Consider the following 19,602-nt stretch of genomic DNA (forward strand, 5'->3'; position numbering starts at 1 on the left):
TCCCCGGGTACCGACACGTTTCTTTCCCTCCATCTACCTGCCTCATCTATCCCGCATGATTCCGTGTAGTTATTGGGCTTTGGCTTGTACGGCAGTCTTACCCTCATGCGTGACCTCATATGTGGTTTCTGTTCGTCAGGCCAGAGGTTTGCCCGTGGTTAGTCTGTTCCCACATCCGGCTTCCTTCAGATCCCGCCTCGCGGCGGACACCCTTGCCTTCGGCTGTATCCTTCCCACTACCGGGCGGATTCGGGACTTTCACCCGTTAGAAACGTGCGCCGCCGGGCGCACCACTATGAAAAGCCCCAAGAGCGGCAACTCTTGGGGCTTTTTGCTAGTTTGAAAGAAATACTTGCAACATTTCTTTGCCTAACCCAATTATAACAATAATTGTAAAATAGTCAAACCTCATTTTCGTAGAAGAACTCTCGGAATTTCTTCCACAACGTTTGCACATATCTTACAGCCATAATCGGCTTATTTCAAACGTTCAGTGTTTTCCTGTTGCAGATATTCCGCCAAAACCTTGTAGTCAAGATACTGGATGTCATTGGCACCGTCGTAGATCAGATTGGACAGTCTTCTGGTATAATAGATTTCCATCGTCTTTTCGAGTGAAATACTATTTTTCTCTGCGAAGTATGAAATCAATCTGTCAAATAGTGTTTGTGTTTCTTCCAAGGACTTCTGGACGGCAACTTTGAAGTTGCTGCTATAGATCAACCACATATTCGGCGAGCGCAAGTGCTATGTCAAAATGTCCCGGATCATGTTGCGTGTGTTCGATTTGCCCTTTCTTTTTTCTGTCAGTCCATTCTGGTGCATCCAGCAGATCTCCGCTTGTAAAGAACATGTACACTTCCAGCCCGCGGAAATCACAGACTGCCTGAACAGCAGAACCTTCCATTTCAACCGAAATGCAGCCGTCCGCCTTGTGCTTTTCAAAGTTATTGACGGTTTCCCGATAGAAAGCGTCTGTAGTCCAGGTTTTACCCAAAACATATGGGATCCGGTTTTCTTCCATAAAAGCTTTTACGATATCATGGTTTTTGATCCGGATATAGTCAGATGCAAGCGCATAATGATAGGAGGTTCCTTCATCTCTGTAGGCTTCTGTCGGAATCATGACCTTGCCTCTGGCAATTTCCTTGTCAAGGCATCCTGCTCCGCCATAGTGGATGATCTTTTTCGTATTCAGGACAGTTGACAATTCTTCAATCGGGCAGATACAGGCAGGCGCTCCTACCCAGGTTCTGAAAAACCCGATTTTCTTCCCGTGGTGCCTGAGCAGATATACCGAAGTTGCTCCGCACGCCAATGCGTATTCTCCGACTTTCTCGCAGTCATAGTGAGCGATCACATATTTTTCAATTTCCTCAGAAAATGTGTAAATGACCGCATCAACCTGAACGGCGTTCTCGTTTTTCTTTATATTGATCTTGGCAGGGGATTTATCATCAAACGAATCTGTAATCATCGGCTTCTCCTTTCTCCGTTATCTGCTGTATTTCAGGAAAATGTCACTTGCCATATACTGCTATACCATCTCGCCAAATCCCGAGTTGCTTAGCTATTTAACTTCCAATATAAGATGTATTCTAACATAATTCTTTACAAAAGCAACGGGATTACGTAGAGTCAAAACAAGCTGAACAATGGATTTTGCCATTATCCAGCTTGTTAATTATCTTAGGATATCTCATCCTGGACAATAAAGTCCGTCCCCTGTGTATGGAGAATATCATAATGTTTCACCAAAAGGCTGTTTATACAATCCACACTGCTCAAAAGACTATATACTTCCGACGGTTTCTTTCCCCATTTATTTGCACAGGCATGAAGCATGTATACCACAAAAGAAAAGGATTCCTTGTTCATACGAAGCCTCCCTCTTATCCGAAATACTCCTGCATCAAGCTGTCAAATAGTGTTTGTGTTTCTTCCAGCGACTTCTGGACGGCAACTTTTGATTTGTCGACTTGTTTTACAAACTCTGCAAACTGTAACTGCACGCCCGAATCAGGAAGCATAATATCCAATTTCTTTAACATTGTTATAGATAAATATGCGACCGTAGATCCTGCCTGCATTCCATTTATTTGCCTGATAAGCCCGGACGTCATAAATAGATGCTTTATGTATAGTGGTGTTATTCCATGCTTATATTTGCTAAGCCAGCTGATCATACCATCTTGGAAATAGAATTTATCCGTTTCGGAAATAATATAGCATCTACCAAGTGTTCCGCGTGATGTTACTAATATGTCTCCCGCAACCGGGACTTGCTCTTTTTCTTTTAACTCATCATATTTCTCTTGGGAAATAAATAATCCGCTATTTGCGTATCCAACATCCATCTTATTTACAAGATCTGATATTCTCCAAAAAGGGATCCCCTCCGAAGTCTGCTCCTCTTGGTAAATCCTCTTACTTGATCCTACATCACACAGCTCATCCAATTTGTACACTGGCCAATGTTTACTATTATTCTCAGAATCACCAAAGAGCTCGACAAATCGGGCTTTGATGAGCTCATCTAATGATGCAAGTTCATTCTGACGAATATCAATAACCTTTTCTAATCTATGAAGTATTTCAGATATCTTTTTCTGTTCTTCGTAAGGCGGAACTGGTATTTCAAGCTTATTAAGTTCCTTTGCTGAAAGGTGTTTTACTGTAGCAAATGATGTTCTATCCTCTATTGCCTTTAATGCCTTTGACAATGCAAATCTTAGAAACTCTTCATCAGCATTATCCTTTGCAATAATCTTACAAACTCGCTGATTCAGTAACGCTCCATCCACTTTCCATCTGGCAATATTGAATTCGCCGTCCATGCCAATAAGTAAATCTCCTGCGGACAACACATATTCCTCAGGATACTCACCGTTATAATACGTCTCTGAATATCCTCGTTTTACATCTCTGATTCTAACAAGTTGTGGATATGATTCATCATCTGAAAATGCTCCAGAATCAAATGCATATCCATACTGGATGTCACATAAATCTGTTAATTTCGTCATTTTATCATCCCTACAAATCTTTCTTTTGATTCAAGAACATTTGTTTGGTATAATATTTTCAGTGCTACCAGTAATCACGGTAGGCGGTTAGTCCTTTTCCAGAGGACTGTGGCCTCTGTTCATCATAGAAATCTCAATTGAGAAATCTTTGTCGGAGGTATTTGCTTATGCTCACCATCAGTGACCTTATTGCAGTGCTTGCACTGTGTGGAACTTTCTTTAGTCTTGGTTACATGTTTGGCAAGCATGATTCCAAGACACAAAAATAACCGCCCATTGTCCTGCCAGACTGAGCGGTTATTTTATAATTGCTTAATATGATCCAGGGCTAACCGTCTACCGGTAGCACCTTTAATTAATACAATTTTATCATCACCGCTTATTATCGTCAAACAAATATTCAGTTGTAATATAGAATTACTTTGAGTGCCCCATGCGCACTCCTCGTTTCCTCTACAAATCTCAATTTAACTGTTCCAAAATCTCTTGTTTATTATACTATCTCCACTTCTACCGGTCATCACCGCAAGCAGTTAATCCTTGAGTTCAAGCCCCATCAGAATAACCTCGTTTTCTTTTTTGAAACCGTATCTTTCATAAAACGCAGGCAGAATTCCTTCACCTGCCGTGATAAGATGCACCCCAACCATGCCCTGCTCTTTCACATCCGCAAGACAGCGATCCATGAGCATCTTCGCAATACCACGCCGCTGATAAACCGGATCGACTGCAAGATCATTGATTTCAAATGTCCGTCCATAATGGAAAAGCATTGAGGTTCCAAGAATAAATCCAACAACTTTACGGTCCAGCAGACACTCAAGCCCATATGACTGCCCTGATTCGAGCAGTTCCCTTACATGAACCACAGCATCTTCCACCTTCCACGGATCGTTCCACGGTTCTCCGGAAAATGCTCTCGCATAAATATCTCCATATTCTGTAATATGTGCCTTGTTTATAGCTTTAATCTCAAACATGCTTTCTCTCCGCAAAGGCCGATTGATTCGAATCGCCATTCATATCATTTTCCTGCTGTATTCCCATTCTCCAGCTCAAAGTCACAGCTTCAGCAGCTTCTCCAGCTCATCCATCTCTTTCCCGATCTGATTTTCCAGTTCACGGATATTTGCCATGATCTCGGATGTCGGCGGATACTCAACTTTCTGATATTCAACTTCTTTATACTTGTTGATGGACAGGTCGTAATCATTTCCCTGAATCTCTTCTTTCGAAACCATGAAAGACTTTTCTGTGCGTTTCCGGTCTTTTTCCTGATCCAGATGTTTAAACCGTTCGATGATATCCGGAATATCCGTTTCATCCACCGGCGTGCGCTTATCATCCAGACTGAAACCGTCTGCTGTCATATCATAGAACCATACCTGATCCGTTCCGCCGTGTCCGGTCTTGGTAAAGATCAGAATGGCAGTGGAAACGCCGGCATAGGGTTTGAACACGCCGGACGGCATGGAAATGACCGCTTCCAGGCGGTTATCCTCCACAATCTTTTTCCGGATGTCCTTGTGCGCTTTCGAAGAGCCGAAGAGAACGCCGTCCGGAACGATGCAGGCGCAGCGTCCGCCAACTTTCAGCATACGGAGGAACAGTGCAAGGAACAAAAGCTCCGTCTTCTTGGTCTTGCAGACCCGAAGAAGATCTGTCGATACCGCATCGGCGTCCAGACTCCCCTTAAACGGCGGATTCGCCAGAATCATGGAATACATCTCCCGATCCGGATTCTGGTCAGAAAGGCTGTCGCGGTACTCAATAACCGGGTTCTCGATGCCATGAGTCATCATGTTCATGGCGCCGATGCGAAGCATTGTTCTATCCATATCAAACCCGGTGAACATAGAATTCATAAAATGTGCTTTTTTGTTTTTATCAAAGAAGATCTCCTCTTTTCTCACTTCTTTCAGATACTCTGCCGCCGTCACAAGGAATCCCGATGTACCGCAGGCCGGATCACAGATCGTATCCTCTGCAGTCGGATTGAGCAATTCAACCATCATCCGGATGATGTGTCTCGGTGTACGGAACTGTCCGATTCGACCTGAAGAAGAAATTTTATTCAAAAGATACTCATATACATCACCGCGAACATCAGCAGACTGTGCTTCATTCATATATGTATACACATCATCCAACGCATCTACAATCTTGGACAGAATCAGCGGTGTAGGAAGCTTAAAGATTGCATCCCCCATATACTTGGAATAGGCGCTGTTCTTATCGTCATGAAGATTCTTAATGAACGGAAAAACCCATTCCTGCATGACTGTGAACATTCTTCCTGCGGGAAAGTCACGGAAGACGGACCATTTGAGCTGTTTTCCGGCGATGGTCTGCGCTCCGATGGTCACTTCATCGGAAAAGATGCTCTGATACGGAAGACCAAGCATTGCGCACTCTTTCTCCCGCTTGTTGTCGGAATCGTCCAGATCCCGGATAAACATGAGATAGGTAATCTGCTCAATGACTTCCAGCGGATTTGTCAGACCGCCTGCTGCAAAGATATCCCATATTCCGTCAATTTTATTTTTTAATTCACCGGTGATCATTTGTTACTCCCCCGTATTCCAAGTATATTTCGTATCCCGGCCACCGCCGATCTTCCGAATTTCACCCTGTTTCAGCAAATTGTGATCATACTCTCGCCTGCCATTACCTCATCACAGAATCAATCAAACCCGATTGGATTGACAAAATGAGATAAAACCTCTTTGATTCTACTCTATTTAATTTTTCTCGTCAAAAGAATCCATTTTTTCAAACCGGATCAACTGACATGCGGCATCCAAAAGCGAATACCGCAGTGCTATGACAGGATCATAGTAAGAAAACAATGGAATATCCCAACCATCCAATACGGAAAGGAGAGATGAACAATTCTTTCACTCGTTTAACATTTTTTCGATTTTTTCAAAAAAAACGCTAAGTGCAAAAAATCTTTGTCTGTAAGATACCTCCGGGATTGATTACGATAATGTTATACGACTGACACGAAAAGGAGGCAAAACATGAAAAAGTCAATCACTCTGGCTGCCGTCACGCTGTTAACGGCATCTGCCCTCGCCTGCAGCTCACCGGCCGGCACATCGGGAACCGTACCTGTCACCGGTGCTGCGGAAACCAATGCTCCGTCCAATGAAACGGAACCCGGGACGCCGAAAGAAGATTCAAAAGCCATAGCACTTACGGAGGAAAATATCCCTCAGGTGGATAAGACCCGCGGAATGATCCTTCCGCTGAACGGCTATCTGTCCCAGGAGATCAAGGTCGGGAATACCACGCGAACCGTGAAGCTCTACATTGGAAAGGACGCACCGGTTCGCTGCTACATGACATGGGTCAACGTTCCGGACAATACCGATCCCTATGAATTCCTGAAAGAGACCGGTTGGGCGGATTATGCGGATGAAAAGAAAGAAGGCATCTTCCTGTTAGAGCCAGGAGAAGGCGGCTGGGGATCCCCTGATGAGGAAGCAGAATATCTGAACGCCGCGTTTGAAGCCTACAACACTCGCAAGTGGTACTCCAACTACTCCGAATCGTATATCGTCGGATACGGCAAGGGCGGCGCTGCCCTGCAGCAATTCGCGATGCTTCATCCGACGGCATTTATCGCCGGTGGCTTTGTCGACGCTGCGGACGGCATTTCGTCCGAGTTTATGTCTGCAAACGCAAAAGAGGTCAATGATGAACAGACGGAAATCCGACGCGGTTCGATCCCGATGCCCGTATGGGAGGTCGGCGGAAATGATGACGTCGTGAATTACTGGCTGGCGGCAAACCACTGCGCCGGCAAAAGTGAAGAAAAGAACGGGGACAGCGTTTACACGCAGACCGAGGAATGCCAGCAGACTTCTTATACCAGGGGAGTAACGTCAAAAGTGATTGTTTCTGACAAAAAAGAGGGCGCTGTACCGGCTGACTATACCGATTCGTTCATTGATTTTATGACTCAATACACCAAGTATGAGAATAAGTGGGCGGAAGGAAATGCCCTGATGCTTCGCCCCGATTACGAGAAAATGGGAGTAAAGTTCGTTCCCTTCGATCAGGACGGATATGCCCGCGAATATCTGGTGTATGTTCCGAAATCGGCTCCGGCCAAGGACATCCCGGTTGTGTACGTCATGGCCGGAAACACTCAGACTCCGCGCGTATTCTTTGACTGCACCGATTGGTGGCAGGTTGCGGATGATTATGGATTCATGGTTGTCATGCCGTCCGAGCAGTTCAACACAGCAGTTGACCTGACGTGGAACATCACCGGTTATCAGCAGGGTTCTGACACCGCCACCGCAGACGATGTAGCCTTCCTGAAATCCATCATGAAAGAAGTTTCGGAAAATTATCCGATCGACGCAAGCCGTCAGTACATGACCGGACAGTCCTTCGGTTCCATGTGGACCAACTGGTGCGCTCTTTACAATGACGAACCGTTTGCCGCATTTGGCTCCACTTCCGGTCTGATCAGTTTTGAGATTGATGACTCCGCAGGAAAGACCCCGGTTCCGGTATGGCAGTACTGCGGTGAACATGACATCTACAAATCCGATTATACGGTGGATGCGACGGAAGGATTTAACCTGAAAGCGACTGTGGAATACTTCCTCAAGCGCAACGGTCTTGGCGGGATCGGTGAGGAGACGATCACAAAAGAAGGCCGTTACACCACCAGCACCTGGAAGGACGCAAACGGCGTTCCGATGTATGTATTTACCGTTACCGGCGGCCGCAACCATAACTGCATTCCGTCAGAACCGCGTATGATCTGGGAAAAATGGTTCAGCAAGTGGTCCAAGGATGCGAACGGAAAACGGGTCTTCCGCGAATAGAAGCTTTTGCTTTTTGAAAAATATTGAAAAAAAACCGCCCAGCCACACAATGCTGAGCGGTTTCATTCAATCCTTGATATGATGAACCAGACTAAACGAAAAACCGGACGGAGAATACATACCGATAGACTTTGAAGAAGAATCCGTGACAATTCCGGCCGGCGAAGGTTTGAAGCCACGGCTCTCCAGCATTTCCCTTGCCTCATCAAAATCATCAACATTCATGCGGATTGTCATCATATCCTGTTTTGTTTTTCCGCTTTTAACGATGTCCACACAAAAGCCGTTTGCGTCCTTCATACGCACTCCGACGACGTCTTCACGTCCATCAAGCTCATCTTTTTTATGACGCTTCTCAAAGCCAAGTTCTTCAAACAATTTTATGGTATTCTCAGGATCAGTTGTTACAATTAGCGGACTGAATGATGTGATTTTCATAAGTGTTCCTCCTAATCTGCACAAATTCGAAAATTTCATAAAAATAATGTTCTTTATATTAAAGATACACCAACTCCCGTGACAGATTCAAGTCAGAAACAAAAAGGACAGCAAATGCCGCCGTGTTATAATAGGATCATAGTAAGAAAACACCGGAATACCCCGGTCCGTAAACACAGAAAGGTGGGATTGACCCGTCATGAAAAGCAGCATCGGACGCGCCTTAATGATATCAGCCGTGATCCTTTGTCTCATGCTTCTTTCCGTTTTGCCCCGTCTGGCTTTCTACCGCGAGATCGCGTCCCAGAGTGATGTTCTCCTGGACAGAGAGACCGGCCTGCCGTATCTCGAAGACATGGACTGCTATTACCACCTGCGGATGACAAGAGATCTTGCGTTATACGGGCATCCGGGAGATACGGTAAAAGACGGCGTGCCATGGGACAGTTTCAGCTATGCTCCCGAAGGAAGAGACGCTTCCGACTACAAGCCCCTGATGGGATACCTTGCGATTGCCGCCAACCGCCTGATCTCCGTTTTTGCTTCCCAGAGTCTGGAGCAGACGGCTTACTGGCTGAGTCCCTTCCTTTCTGTACTGGTGGTGATCCCGGTCTTCCTCCTCACCTTTGAGATGAGCGGGATGTTCGGAGCCATCGCGGCGTCCGTATTGTCCGCCCTGAATTTGAGTTATCTGTATAATACAGTACCCGGATTCTATGATACGGACTGCGTAATCATCTGGTTGTCCTGTTTCTTCTTTTATTTCGGGGTGAAGCTTGTAAACGGCTGGCAGACAGAGAACCGTAAGACCGTGATCGTATACGGTCTCGCATTCTTTGCGAGCTTTATCGCTCTTTCGCAAAGCTGGTATGTCTATTATATGTTCCCGGTGATCTTTGCCGGAGCACTTCTCCTTTTCACGCTTCTCACATGGAAAAGTGACTGCGGAAAGCGGCCGTTCTCTTTTGCCCCGCTCCTGCTCTCCGCAGGAATTTTGGGCATACTCCTGATACAGGAAAGAGATCTTTTCACAAATGTCCGATCGATCGTTGGCCGGATCTTTTCCGGAGAAGAAAGCAGCGGCCTGTTCCCGAACGTCTTTTCCTCCATCAACGAGCTACAGCCCCCACTCCTCTGGGACGGAACGGTTTCCGATCTGTTCTGCCTGAACACGTTCTCGGAAACCGCCGGCATCATCAGCCTCTCGGGCGGAATCCTCTCCTTTTGTTCCGCTTTCGCTTGTAGCACAATCCTCATCCGGCGGATCATCCGGAAAGACGTCCGGTTCGAGTACCTTCTGCTTCTCCTCTGGTATGGAATCACGCTGGTACTCTCTTTTAAGGGAAAACGTTTTATCATGCTCTATTCCGTTCCCGCGGCGATTCTGGCAGGAAACCTGACCGTAACCGTCTGCGGCCGGACAGACCGACAGAAGCGGAAGTTCCGGTCATTTTGTCCGGGGGTGATCCCGGTGCTTCTGCTGATTCCGGCACTTGGCGGCGTGTGCGGCGTATACCGGTATATCTGCTCTGTCCCCGCCGAAGATGTCTGGTCACACAGGACGGTGGAGGACTGCCTTCTGAAAATCAGAGAGAATACGCCGGAGGATACCGTTCTGGCAACCTGGTGGGATTACGGATACTTTCTGGAAGACAAGGGCAAAAGAAGAACCCTTTTTGACGGAGGAAGCCAGACCGGCCAGCGCACCTTCTTCATTTCCAGAGCTTTTTCCACGGAAAAAGAGGTCCTGTCGTCAAACATCTTCCGCATGCTTTCCGGCAGCGGAGACGCGGGCTGCAGCCGGATGTTCTCCGCCTTCGGCGAAACGGAGGAAACGCTTCTCTTCATGGATGATCTGCTCTCCGGCAGCAAGCCGGATGCCCGGAAAAAACTCCTGAGCCGAGACGTTTCTGAGGCTCAGGCCGACGAGATCACAGCTCTTCTTTTTCCGGAGAATCCGCCGCTTACGGAATGCGTCATCACCGGCGATATGCCGTGGATCTCCCGCTGGTTCCCCATTTTCGGAAGGACCATGTCGGAAAAGGCCAAAGAATCCGTAAGTTTTGCCTGGGAAGTAAATCGGATGCCGATTCACCTTTCAGAAAGCGGGCGCACCGTCATTGACAGCGGGAACGGATATTATGTGATCCTTGAAAAGAGCGAACGCGGCTGGTCTGCCCGCACTTCTCTTTCGGAAGAACCTTCCGGGGAACAGCCGAAGCGTGTGGAACGGGTGATCTGCGCGGGAAGTGACGGATGCAGAGAATATGCGCAGGAGCAGGATCTTTTGGAGAAACCTCCTGTTCCGGCAGAAACTCCCGCTCTGGCCCAAACTCCTGATCAGGCCGAAAAATCCGCGCTGACAGAAACTCCCAATCGGGATAAAGAAGCGGAACCTCGCTGGACGGTCATCCTTTCTGACAACGGGAAGGATACCCTGTTTTCCATGGTGGCCTCCGACCTTGCCGACTCGGTCTTCGGAAAGCTGGTTTATCTCGGCGGAGAAGGCCTCTCCCGCTATAAGGCCGAGCCGGATCTCTCAAATGAGGTTCTGGTATACCGGATACTCGGATAGAGTCTTCACCGACCAGAGTTTGCCGCCGGTCACCGTCCGGTGACATCTTCCTGTCCCCCGAAAAAAGAGCCAGTACAGACGCTTTGTATCCCAAATGCGACTGTGCCGGCTCATTTTCATTGGATTCATCTTACCCTCTTCGCCACTCTCTCCGCATGCTGTCTTGCCACTTCCCGGTAATGATCCTTCAGAAGTTCCGCAAAATAACGGGTAAATGCCGGAAGATAGCGCTTGTCCCGCCGGATCATGTAGATCCGGTGGTAGAGCGGTTTTCCATGCTGATATAAAGGAAAAATGTTGAGGTCCGCGGGAATGTCGTTTCCACGACTTCCGATGGCAACCTGAGTGGTGAAAAAGGCCGCAATTCCGGAAAAACCCACGGAGGCGGCGATCTGCATGAAGGATGACGTCATACAGACCTCCGGCGCATATCCGGCCTCGTCAAAACACTTCTGAATCTCCGTGCCGAGACGGTTTTCCAAAAGGCAGAACGGAAGCTTTTCCAGATCCCGGAGATCCGTTCCGTGTGCGCACCGGCAGCGGATCCGGTCCGCATCCTTTTCTCCGTAAACCTCACGCAAAAGCCGGTCCGGCACACAGACATACACCTGGTCGTCGAGCATTGGTTCTACAATCAGATCCTTTTCGTCCGTGACTTCCACGATAATTCCAAGATCTGCCTCTCCCGCCCGGACAAGCGCTTCCAGTTCCCGTTCCATCCGGTCTTTCAGTTTCATTTCCACCTTCGGATACCTCGCGTGAAAGGCCGGCATGACCGCCGGAAGGCAGCTCCCGAGCCGCAGCATGCTTGCGCCGAAACAAATGCTTCCTTTCTCTTCGTTGTTGATATCCGCCAGCGTATTCTTCAGATTGTCCTGCTGAAGCGTCATCTCATCAACAAATCCGAGAACTTCCCTGCCCGCATCGGTCAGCGTCAGCCCCGGCTTTCTCTCGTACAGTCTGCAGCCCAGTTCTTCCTCAAGTTTCAGGATATGGTTGGAAATGGTCTGCTGCGAGACAAAAATCCGTTCCGCGGTCCGATGCATATTCAGATCTTTGCTGAGTTCCCGGAAGTAATAAAGACTTGTAGAATCCATGGTCTGACCTCTTTTTGTAGAAAATGCACAATAATTACAGCTTTGACAAATACTTGTTGTCGATATTTTAAATATTCGCTGTTTGTTTTGTCAATGGTCTTTCTATATCATGAATATAGTTCACATTGCCGAGACATTTCGAGAAAAGAAACCGTAAACCCGGTCTCTTCCTCATCCTGCGCAGGACCCGGATGTAGAAAGCAAAAACATGTGTGAAATCCATTGGGGAGCGTGACATGTGCACGCCATCCGGACAAGATGTTTTGTAACAAAGTTTTTCAAAAAAAGAGAGGTTGCTTTTATGTCACCGATGGTCCTTACCATTATCATTTTAATTCTGGCAGTGACTTCCTTCCTGCTGGAAAAGATTCCTGTCAACATGACGGTTATGCTGTCTATGATTGCCTTGGTGGTTCTTCGACTGGTTGATCCGAAGACCGCCGTATCCGGTTTTGCCAGCACGACGATCCTGATGCTGATCGGTGTCGTCATCGTCGGAAGCGCTTTATTTGAAACCGGTGTCTGTGATATGATCGCGGCGCAGGTCACGCGTTTTGCCAAAACCGAACGTCAGATGATCGTCGCGATCCTGATTCTTGCCAGCATCCTTTCCGCAGGGCTTTCCAACTCCGGAACGGTTGCGGTTTTCATCCCGATCATCATGGGAATCTGTGCCAAAACCGGATTTTCCCATTCCAAGCTCCTGATGTCCGCCTTTCTCGGCGCGATGTCCGGCGGCCGTCTTACCCTGGTCGGCGACGCAGCGATCAACGTACTCATCGGTGATCAGATTAAAAATCTCGGTTATCCCTTCGGTTTCTTTGAGATCAGCAAGATCGGTGTCCCGCTGACCATCGTCATGATCATCTATATGTATTTCATCGGTTACCGGTTCCTTCCGGATATCCCGATGGCCGGAGGCGACGACGCGCTGTTCACATCTTCCGAGCCGAAGACAGCTCCGCGCTGGAAGCAGATCACGTCCGTTGCGGTCCTTCTCATCGTCTTCCTCGGCATGATCTTCGAGAAACAGACCGGCATCCCGTCCTATTTCGTCGCCATCATGGGTGCGGTCGTCGATGTTCTTCTCGGCATTTTCACCGAGAAGCAGGCTTATCAGATGGTTTCCATCAAAACCATCATTCTCCTGGGCGGAATGACTCCGCTGGCGACCGCGCTGAAAGAAACCGGCGCCGCGCAGGCCATCGCGGATCTTCTCATAAAGCTGATCGGCGGTTCCACCAATGTTTACTTCATCACCGTCATCATTTTCATGCTGACCACGGTCATGACCCAGTTCATGTCTAATGTTGTAACCGTAACGCTTCTGATGCCGATTGTCATCGCGGTTGCCGACACCATCGGTGTAGTTCCGAATGCGCTGATCATGGTACTCGGAATTGCCTCCACGATGTCCATCCTGTCCCCGATCGCATGCCCGCCGGCAAACCTGATTTATTCCTACGGCGGATATAAGTTCTCGGATTACCTGAAGAGCAACATCCTTCTGGCTGCGATCTTCATGATCTTCTGCGTACTGGTCATCCCGTTCTTCTGGCCGTTCTACGCATAACGGTTCCGGTATCCCGCAGCACACCGTTTGGTCCCATGGCCGGGACAGGACCGGTCTCCAGGGGCTCCGCCAGCTGCCGGAAATACCGGTTCAACGACTCAATATGATACAAGAAAGGACCGTACCATGTTAGATCTCCTGATCATCAACGCAAAACTTCTGTGGTCGGTTTCCGGCAAAAAATCGTTATCCTGCGTCGGAATCGCAAAAGGGAAAATTCAATGTGTTCTGCCCTGCTCGGTCAAAGCGCGGAAGAACCTTCCGACTGCGCGAAAAATTCTGGACGCAGGTGGAAATTATCTGTTCCCGGGTTTTATCGATTTTCACACGCATCTGTTCTGTCACGGAAGCCAGTTCGGCCTGGACGCCGACAAACTCCCTTCCAGCGGCGTCACCGCGGCGATCGATATGGGAAGCGCCGGCTGGGTGAACTTTCCGGCGATGTACCGCTGTGATCTCCTCGGAAAAAAGATCCGCACCGGCGCATTTCTGAACATTTCCCCGGTGGGACAGCCGGGACGCGGCATCACAGAGCCGCTGGATGACGCGGCCGTCTCCGCGGACGGCATCGCACAGATCCTTCAGGAATATCCCGGTGCGATCAGCGGCTTAAAAGTACGCCTCAGCCGGAACATCGTAAAGGATCTCGGCGCCAAACCGCTTGCCCGTGCCATCGAGCTGGGCGACCGGTTCGGTCTTCCGGTCTGTGTCCACACCACCGATCCGCCGGTTCCGGCAGATGAGATTGCGGCCGCGCTCCGCCCCGGCGACATTTACAGCCACACCTATCAGGGTGCCGGCCATACCGCCGCAGATTCGGAGGAGGTCATCCGCAGAATGCTGGACGCGCAAAAGCGCGGCGTTCTCATCGAGGTCGGCAACGGAACCAAAAACTTCAGTTTCCGGGTTGCGGAAATATGCACCAAAAAGGGACTATACCCGGATATCATCTCCAGTGATGCCACGCCGATGACCTATCAAAAGGGCCCGTCCATGTGGGATCTCGCGCGGGTCGTATCCAAGTTCCTGCTTCTCGGAATGCCGCTTGCCGATGCGATCCGTGCCGTTACGGTGACGCCTGCCAGGCTCCTCGGCCTCGATCACGAGATCGGTTCCATCGCTCCGGGATATGAAGCGGACCTCGCCATCTTCCGCATGGACAGTTCCGAGATCCTGTTCTGCGATTCGGAGGGCTGCGAGCGCACCGGAAAAGCGGGACTTATTCCGCTGATGACGCTCCGCAGCGGTCAGGTGATCTGGCATTCCGAAGATTCCGGGCTGAAAGTCACCGAACAGACACCGGACTCCGCAGAATAACGCAAGGAGTTCATCCCAATGCATTTGCATTGTGAAAAATGCTCCGGATGAGAAGCCGTTTTATATTTAGAAACAGTATATATGACACAGAAAACTCCCGTGCATTGGATCACTTACCGATGCACGGGAGTTTTTTTGACTTATTCCGTCTGTCTGCCGTTTTGTCACACCTTTGACAGGGCATTTACATGTCCGCTTTCCGGTTCAACCCTAACTTGTTTTATCTCGTCAGGAAATTCTCCCCTCCGAAATCATAGAGATCGTCCACCAGAAGTTTTCTCGCCTCTTCCGCGTCATTTTTCCGGATTGCCGCGATGATCTGGGCATGATGTCTTGTATCAAAGGCCAGCTCCGGATCGGTCTTATCCCAGTATGCCTGCGCATAGGCACGCTTCATCCGGGACATACACCGCTCCAGTTCTTCGGATGCATACGTATTTCCCGCATATCCCAGAAGCGACATATGGAACTCCGTGTTGTATTCCCAGTGCTCCCAAACATCCCGGTTCGCCGCCCGGCATTTTTCATCCAGTTTTTCCAGATGCTGGATCTGCTGCTCGGTGATCCGGCCGCAGATCTCATGGAGAAAGCCACCTTCCAGAATACAGCGGAAATGAATCATCTCGTAAATATCATCTTTGGTGAGACGAATTACCTCATATCCGTACCGCGGTATGCTGCGGAGCACACCCTCGGCACAGAGCGCCATCAGCGCCTCACGGACCGGTGATTTACTGCAGTCATATTTTTCAATCAGCTGTTTTTCATTCAGGATCTGTCCCGGACGATACTCCAGGGAAATGATATCTTCAAGAATTGAGCTGTATACCTGCTCTTTCAGACTCTTCTGTTCCATGTTTTCTTCCTCATCGTCGTTTGTTCCATGTGCTTATCCGCTATTTTAGCATTCTGCCCCGGTTCTATCCACTGTTTTTTGTCTGACAAAACCTCTGGTGACAGATTGGCGAAGAACGCTCAAACCGCCTTGACGAACCGCCTCTTTGGCGATAAATTATATGGGCTGTTCCAATCATCCTTCTTTACTTTCGGAGGTTATACCATGTCATGGTTTGAAATATTTCTGACCGGTGTCGGTCTTTCCATGGACGCCTTTGCCGTCTCCATCGGCAAGGGTCTGTCAATGAAAACATTTAACAAAGCAACCGCGCTGACCTGCGGACTGTGGTTCGGCATCTTTCAGGCGTTAATGCCGCTGGCCGGTTTCATGCTCGGCTTTCGCTTTCAGGGTGTGATCCGGAGCATCGATCACTGGATCGCCTTTGTCCTTCTCGCCCTGATCGGCGGAAACATGATCCGGGAGGCTCTTTCCGGTGAAGACGAGGAGGCCAGCGATGCGGTGGACGTAAAGACCATGTTTATCCTTGCCGTTGCCACCTCCATCGATGCGCTGGCCGTCGGCATCACTTATGCGTTTCTGAATGTCCGCATTGCTCCCGCAGTCTGTCTCATCGGTGTCACGACCTTTGTCATCGCCACCGGCGGCGTTGCGGTGGGCCACCTCTTCGGTAAGAAATATGAACAGCGCGCCGAAATCTTCGGCGGCGTGATCCTTGTCGCCATCGGTTTAAAGATTCTTCTGGAGCACCTGTTCTTCGGCGGCTGATGTTTTGTTTTTCCGGATTTTCTGATAAAAATAAATACACAAAACCACCGACAGCGCAGATCCCAGCGGCGCCGCTCCGCCCAGTGCATAGAGCGTTTCCGGCCACAGAACGGATGCCAGCCATGCTCCCGGAATTCGGACCGTCACGATGGAGATCACGTTATGAGCAAAGGAATAAACAGATTTCCCGTATGCGCTGAAATACCCGCTGAAGCAGAAATGAATTCCCGCGATCATGCAGTCAATGGCATAAGTGCGGAAGTACTGTCCCCCGAGGAGAACAACCTCCGGCTCACCGGATACAAACATCCCCACAATCGGTTCCGCGGCAAGCTGTGCGATGACAAAAACTGCAAGGCCATAGATCACGCAGACACGGATGCCGCCGGCAAGGGTCCTGTTTGCCCGGTCGTGGAATCCCGCACCTGCGTTCTGGGCCGCCATCGCCGATACCGTCGAGAGCATGGCTCCCGGAACCAGAAACAGAAAACTGATAATCTTCTCCACGATTCCCACCGCGGCCGCCACATGAACGCCGCGGCTGTTGGCGATGGCGGTGATCACGAGAAACGATATCTGAATAAACCCTTCCTGACAGGAAATCGGAAGGCCGATTCCGAGAATTCTGCGGATCACATTGCGATCCGGCCGGAAATATTTCCCCGACATCCGGATTCCGATTCCTCTGCGCGCCATAGCCGCCAGCGCAAACAGAACAGAAAATGCCTGCGCGCCCACCGTCGCCGCAGCAGCGCCGGCCGCGCCCATTCCCACCAGACCGATCAAAATGTAATCCGCACCGATATTGATGATTCCCGCCAGCGCGACAAAAAACATCGGACTTTTTGTATCGCCGACGCCGCGGAAAATGCCGCTGATCACATTATAGGCTGTGATAAACGGAACGCCGAAAATGCAGATCCGAAGATAAGCCCGAGCCGGCCGGAATGCCTCCGGCGGCGTCTTTAACATCGCCAGTGCACCGTCGGTCGTCAGAATCAGCACTGCGGTGAGAAGCACCGCAATCACCGAGAAGACCAGAACCGACCCGCCGATTACCTTTGCGGCGCCCTCTTTGTCCTTTCCACCGACGGCACGGCTGATCATGATCGTGGTTCCCATCGCAGCGCCCACAATCACCACCGTCAGAAAATGCATCACCTGACTGCCGATGGAGACAGCGGAAACCACTGCTGCCCCATTAAACCTTCCGGCGATAAACAGATCCGCCATCCCGTAAAATGACTGCAGAAAACAGGCGGTCAGGTACGGAACAGCAAACCGGAACATCTTTTGATATATGTTTCCACTGGTCAAATCAAGCTGCATATCTGTCCTCTTTCGTAAGAATAACGTGCAGATGCCGCAGGAATAATTGCGGAATAATTCCATTTGACATTGACAGAATCCGGATTCAGAACTGGGAGCAGTCCGCATCCGCGTTCTGCTCCCAGTCCAGATGGTAATATCCTGTTTCCTTCCGCGATCCCTTCCAAATCACTTCAGAGTCGCCTCATCATCCTGAACTTATTTCAGAATCACTTTGCGGAAGTTCTTCTTACCTCTCTTGAATACCTTGCCCTCTGCCAGATCTGCCTTGGTGAAGGTGGCCTTAAAGTCGGTTACCTGTGTTCCTTCTACCGATACACCGCCCTGAGTTACATTTCTTCTCGCCTCGGAACGGGTTGCGCAGAGACCTGCCTTTACGAGAACGCCCAGGATATCGATGGTGTCTCCCTCAAAATCCGCCTCGGTCAGCTCTGTGGTCGGAATCTCCGCATCGGCGCCGCCGCCAAAGAGGGCTTTTGCCGCTGCTTCTGCCTTTTCGGTCTCTTCCTCGCCGTGAACCATGGTGGTCAGCTCATGGGCAAGGATTCTCTTTGCCTCATTCAGCTGGCTTCCCTCCCACTTGTCCATTTCTTCAATCTGCTCCAGCGGAAGGAAGGTCATCTTGCGCAGGAAGTTCAGAACATCGGCATCGTCCACATTGCGCCAGTACTGATAGAACTCGTACGGAGTGGTCTTGTTGGCATCCAGCCATACCGCGCCGCCGGCAGTCTTGCCCATCTTGGTGCCGTCGTGTTTGAGAAGAAGCGCGATGGTCATGGCAAATGCGTCTTTTCCGAGTTTTCTGCGGATCAGATCGGTTCCGCCCAGCATATTGGACCACTGGTCATCGCCGCCGAACTCCATGTTGCAGCCGTAATCCTCATAGAGACGAAGGAAATCGTAGCTCTGCATCAGCATGTAGCTGAACTCCAGGAAGGAAAGCCCCTTCTCCAGACGGTTTACATAGCATCTTGCGCGGAGCATCTCGTTGACGGAGAAACACGGTCCGATCTCTCTCATGAAATCGAGGAAATTCAGATTTCTCAGCCAGTCCGCGTTATTGACGATTCTTGCCTTTCCCTCACCGAACTCGATGAAGCGGCTCATCTGCTTCTTGAAGCACTCAACGTTATGGTCAATGGTCTCGATGGTCATCATGGAACGCATGTCGGTTCTTCCGGACGGATCACCGATCATTGCGGTACCGCCGCCCACCAGCGCAATCGGCTTATTGCCGGCAAGCTGAAGTCTCTTCATCAGGGTCAGTGCCATGAAGTGTCCGACATGAAGGCTGTCTGCAGTCGGATCGAAGCCGATGTAGAATGTTGCCTTTCCGTTGTTGACGAGATCGCGGATCTTGTCCTCGTCGGTTACCTGTGCCAGAAGTCCTCTTGCCTGAAGTTCCTCGTAGATCTGCATGTTGATTCTCCTTTTTGAATATGTATATAGAGTTTCACCTGCGAAACTCTGCGCGCCGGGCGCGCGCTGCCTTCGGCAGCGTATTTCCTTACGCGCAGGTGCGCATCCTCACGGAGCGCTTTTGTGTTAACAGGATTTCAAAGAAATTCCGCAACACAAAAACTCCGTCCTCTATGCCGTTCGGCATAAAGGACGGAGCATATCACTTCGTGTTACCACCTTTATTCACGATCCGCTCACACGGACCGCCTCAGCGGGTTCTTTGCATTCCTGACCATCCACGGGTTCATATATGGTTTCATCCTTAATCATTCATGACTGAGGATCCGGCCGGCAATGCCTCAAACCTCTACGCTC

16 protein-coding genes are annotated in these 19,602 nt (G+C 49.6%); 5 read left to right on the forward strand and 11 right to left on the reverse strand.

All coding sequences use genetic code 11. The annotated features are described in order from the left end of the window. Nucleotides 1-477: 477 nt before the first annotated feature. From BMW41_RS15125 to BMW41_RS07885, 6 genes are all read right to left on the reverse strand, one after another. Nucleotides 478-603, reverse strand: coding sequence for a hypothetical protein (locus BMW41_RS15125; protein WP_278280331.1), 126 nt, complete (start codon nt 601-603; stop codon nt 478-480). A gap of 109 nt (nt 604-712) precedes the next feature. Beyond that, nucleotides 713-1,477, reverse strand: coding sequence for a nucleoside phosphorylase (locus tag BMW41_RS07865; protein WP_074649617.1), 765 nt, complete (start codon nt 1,475-1,477; stop codon nt 713-715). A 212-nt stretch (nt 1,478-1,689) separates the two neighbouring features. Continuing rightward, nucleotides 1,690-1,878 (reverse strand): DUF3791 domain-containing protein, encoded by a 189-nt coding sequence (locus tag BMW41_RS15310; protein ID WP_074649618.1) that lies wholly within the window; start codon nt 1,876-1,878, stop codon nt 1,690-1,692. Nucleotides 1,879-1,892: 14 nt separating this feature from the next. Continuing rightward, on the reverse strand, nt 1,893-3,026 hold the full coding sequence (locus BMW41_RS07875; RefSeq protein ID WP_074649619.1) for a restriction endonuclease subunit S: 1,134 nt from the start codon (nt 3,024-3,026) through the stop codon (nt 1,893-1,895). Between the two features lie 533 nt (nt 3,027-3,559). Beyond that, on the reverse strand, nt 3,560-4,006 hold the full coding sequence (locus tag BMW41_RS07880; RefSeq protein ID WP_074649620.1) for a GNAT family N-acetyltransferase: 447 nt from the start codon (nt 4,004-4,006) through the stop codon (nt 3,560-3,562). An 81-nt stretch (nt 4,007-4,087) separates the two neighbouring features. Further along, nucleotides 4,088-5,590, reverse strand: coding sequence for a type I restriction-modification system subunit M (locus BMW41_RS07885; protein ID WP_074649621.1), 1,503 nt, complete (start codon nt 5,588-5,590; stop codon nt 4,088-4,090). 459 nt (nt 5,591-6,049) lie between these two features. Between BMW41_RS07885 and BMW41_RS07890 the strand changes: the two genes are divergently transcribed. Beyond that, nucleotides 6,050-7,873 carry a CE1 family esterase gene (locus BMW41_RS07890; protein WP_074649622.1) on the forward strand — a complete coding sequence of 608 codons (1,824 nt, stop codon included), beginning with the start codon at nt 6,050-6,052 and terminating at the stop codon, nt 7,871-7,873. Nucleotides 7,874-7,939: 66 nt separating this feature from the next. On the opposite strand, the gene BMW41_RS07895 is transcribed toward BMW41_RS07890, so the two are convergent. After that, nucleotides 7,940-8,311: a VOC family protein gene (locus tag BMW41_RS07895; protein WP_074649623.1), complete on the reverse strand. Its 372-nt coding sequence runs from the start codon at nt 8,309-8,311 to the stop codon at nt 7,940-7,942. A 199-nt stretch (nt 8,312-8,510) separates the two neighbouring features. Here BMW41_RS07895 and BMW41_RS07900 point away from each other — a divergent pair, with 199 nt between their 5' ends. Beyond that, nucleotides 8,511-10,886 (forward strand): STT3 domain-containing protein, encoded by a 2,376-nt coding sequence (locus tag BMW41_RS07900; protein ID WP_074649624.1) that lies wholly within the window; start codon nt 8,511-8,513, stop codon nt 10,884-10,886. 125 nt (nt 10,887-11,011) lie between these two features. On the opposite strand, the gene BMW41_RS07905 is transcribed toward BMW41_RS07900, so the two are convergent. Further along, nucleotides 11,012-11,983, reverse strand: a complete 972-nt coding sequence (locus tag BMW41_RS07905) for a LysR family transcriptional regulator (RefSeq protein WP_074649625.1) — start codon at nt 11,981-11,983, stop codon at nt 11,012-11,014. Nucleotides 11,984-12,293: 310 nt separating this feature from the next. On the opposite strand from BMW41_RS07905, the gene BMW41_RS07910 reads away from it, so the two are divergent. Together BMW41_RS07910 and BMW41_RS07915 are read left to right on the forward strand one after the other, a co-directional pair. Continuing rightward, complete coding sequence (locus BMW41_RS07910; protein ID WP_242870313.1) at nt 12,294-13,556, forward strand: SLC13 family permease; 1,263 nt, start codon at nt 12,294-12,296, stop codon at nt 13,554-13,556. A 126-nt stretch (nt 13,557-13,682) separates the two neighbouring features. Further along, nucleotides 13,683-14,873: an amidohydrolase family protein gene (locus BMW41_RS07915; protein WP_074649627.1), complete on the forward strand. Its 1,191-nt coding sequence runs from the start codon at nt 13,683-13,685 to the stop codon at nt 14,871-14,873. 220 nt (nt 14,874-15,093) lie between these two features. Here the strand turns inward: BMW41_RS07915 and BMW41_RS07920 are convergent, their stop codons facing one another. After that, nucleotides 15,094-15,729 (reverse strand): GntR family transcriptional regulator, encoded by a 636-nt coding sequence (locus BMW41_RS07920; RefSeq protein WP_074649628.1) that lies wholly within the window; start codon nt 15,727-15,729, stop codon nt 15,094-15,096. 204 nt (nt 15,730-15,933) lie between these two features. On the opposite strand from BMW41_RS07920, the gene BMW41_RS07925 reads away from it, so the two are divergent. Further along, complete coding sequence (locus BMW41_RS07925) at nt 15,934-16,497, forward strand: manganese efflux pump MntP (protein WP_074649629.1); 564 nt, start codon at nt 15,934-15,936, stop codon at nt 16,495-16,497. Here the strand turns inward: BMW41_RS07925 and BMW41_RS07930 are convergent. After that, on the reverse strand, nt 16,459-17,826 hold the full coding sequence (locus BMW41_RS07930) for an MATE family efflux transporter (RefSeq protein ID WP_074649630.1): 1,368 nt from the start codon (nt 17,824-17,826) through the stop codon (nt 16,459-16,461). The two genes, BMW41_RS07925 and BMW41_RS07930, sit on opposite strands and share 39 nt — an antisense overlap. A 198-nt stretch (nt 17,827-18,024) precedes the next feature. Beyond that, entirely contained in the window at nt 18,025-19,245 is a 1,221-nt protein-coding gene (gene tyrS / locus BMW41_RS07935; RefSeq protein ID WP_031473238.1) for a tyrosine--tRNA ligase, read from the reverse strand. Between the last annotated feature and the right edge of the window lie 357 nt (nt 19,246-19,602).

It is taken from the genome of [Clostridium] aminophilum, assembly GCF_900101295.1.
Lineage (GTDB): Bacteria > Bacillota > Clostridia > Lachnospirales > Lachnospiraceae > Clostridium_R > Clostridium_R aminophilum_A.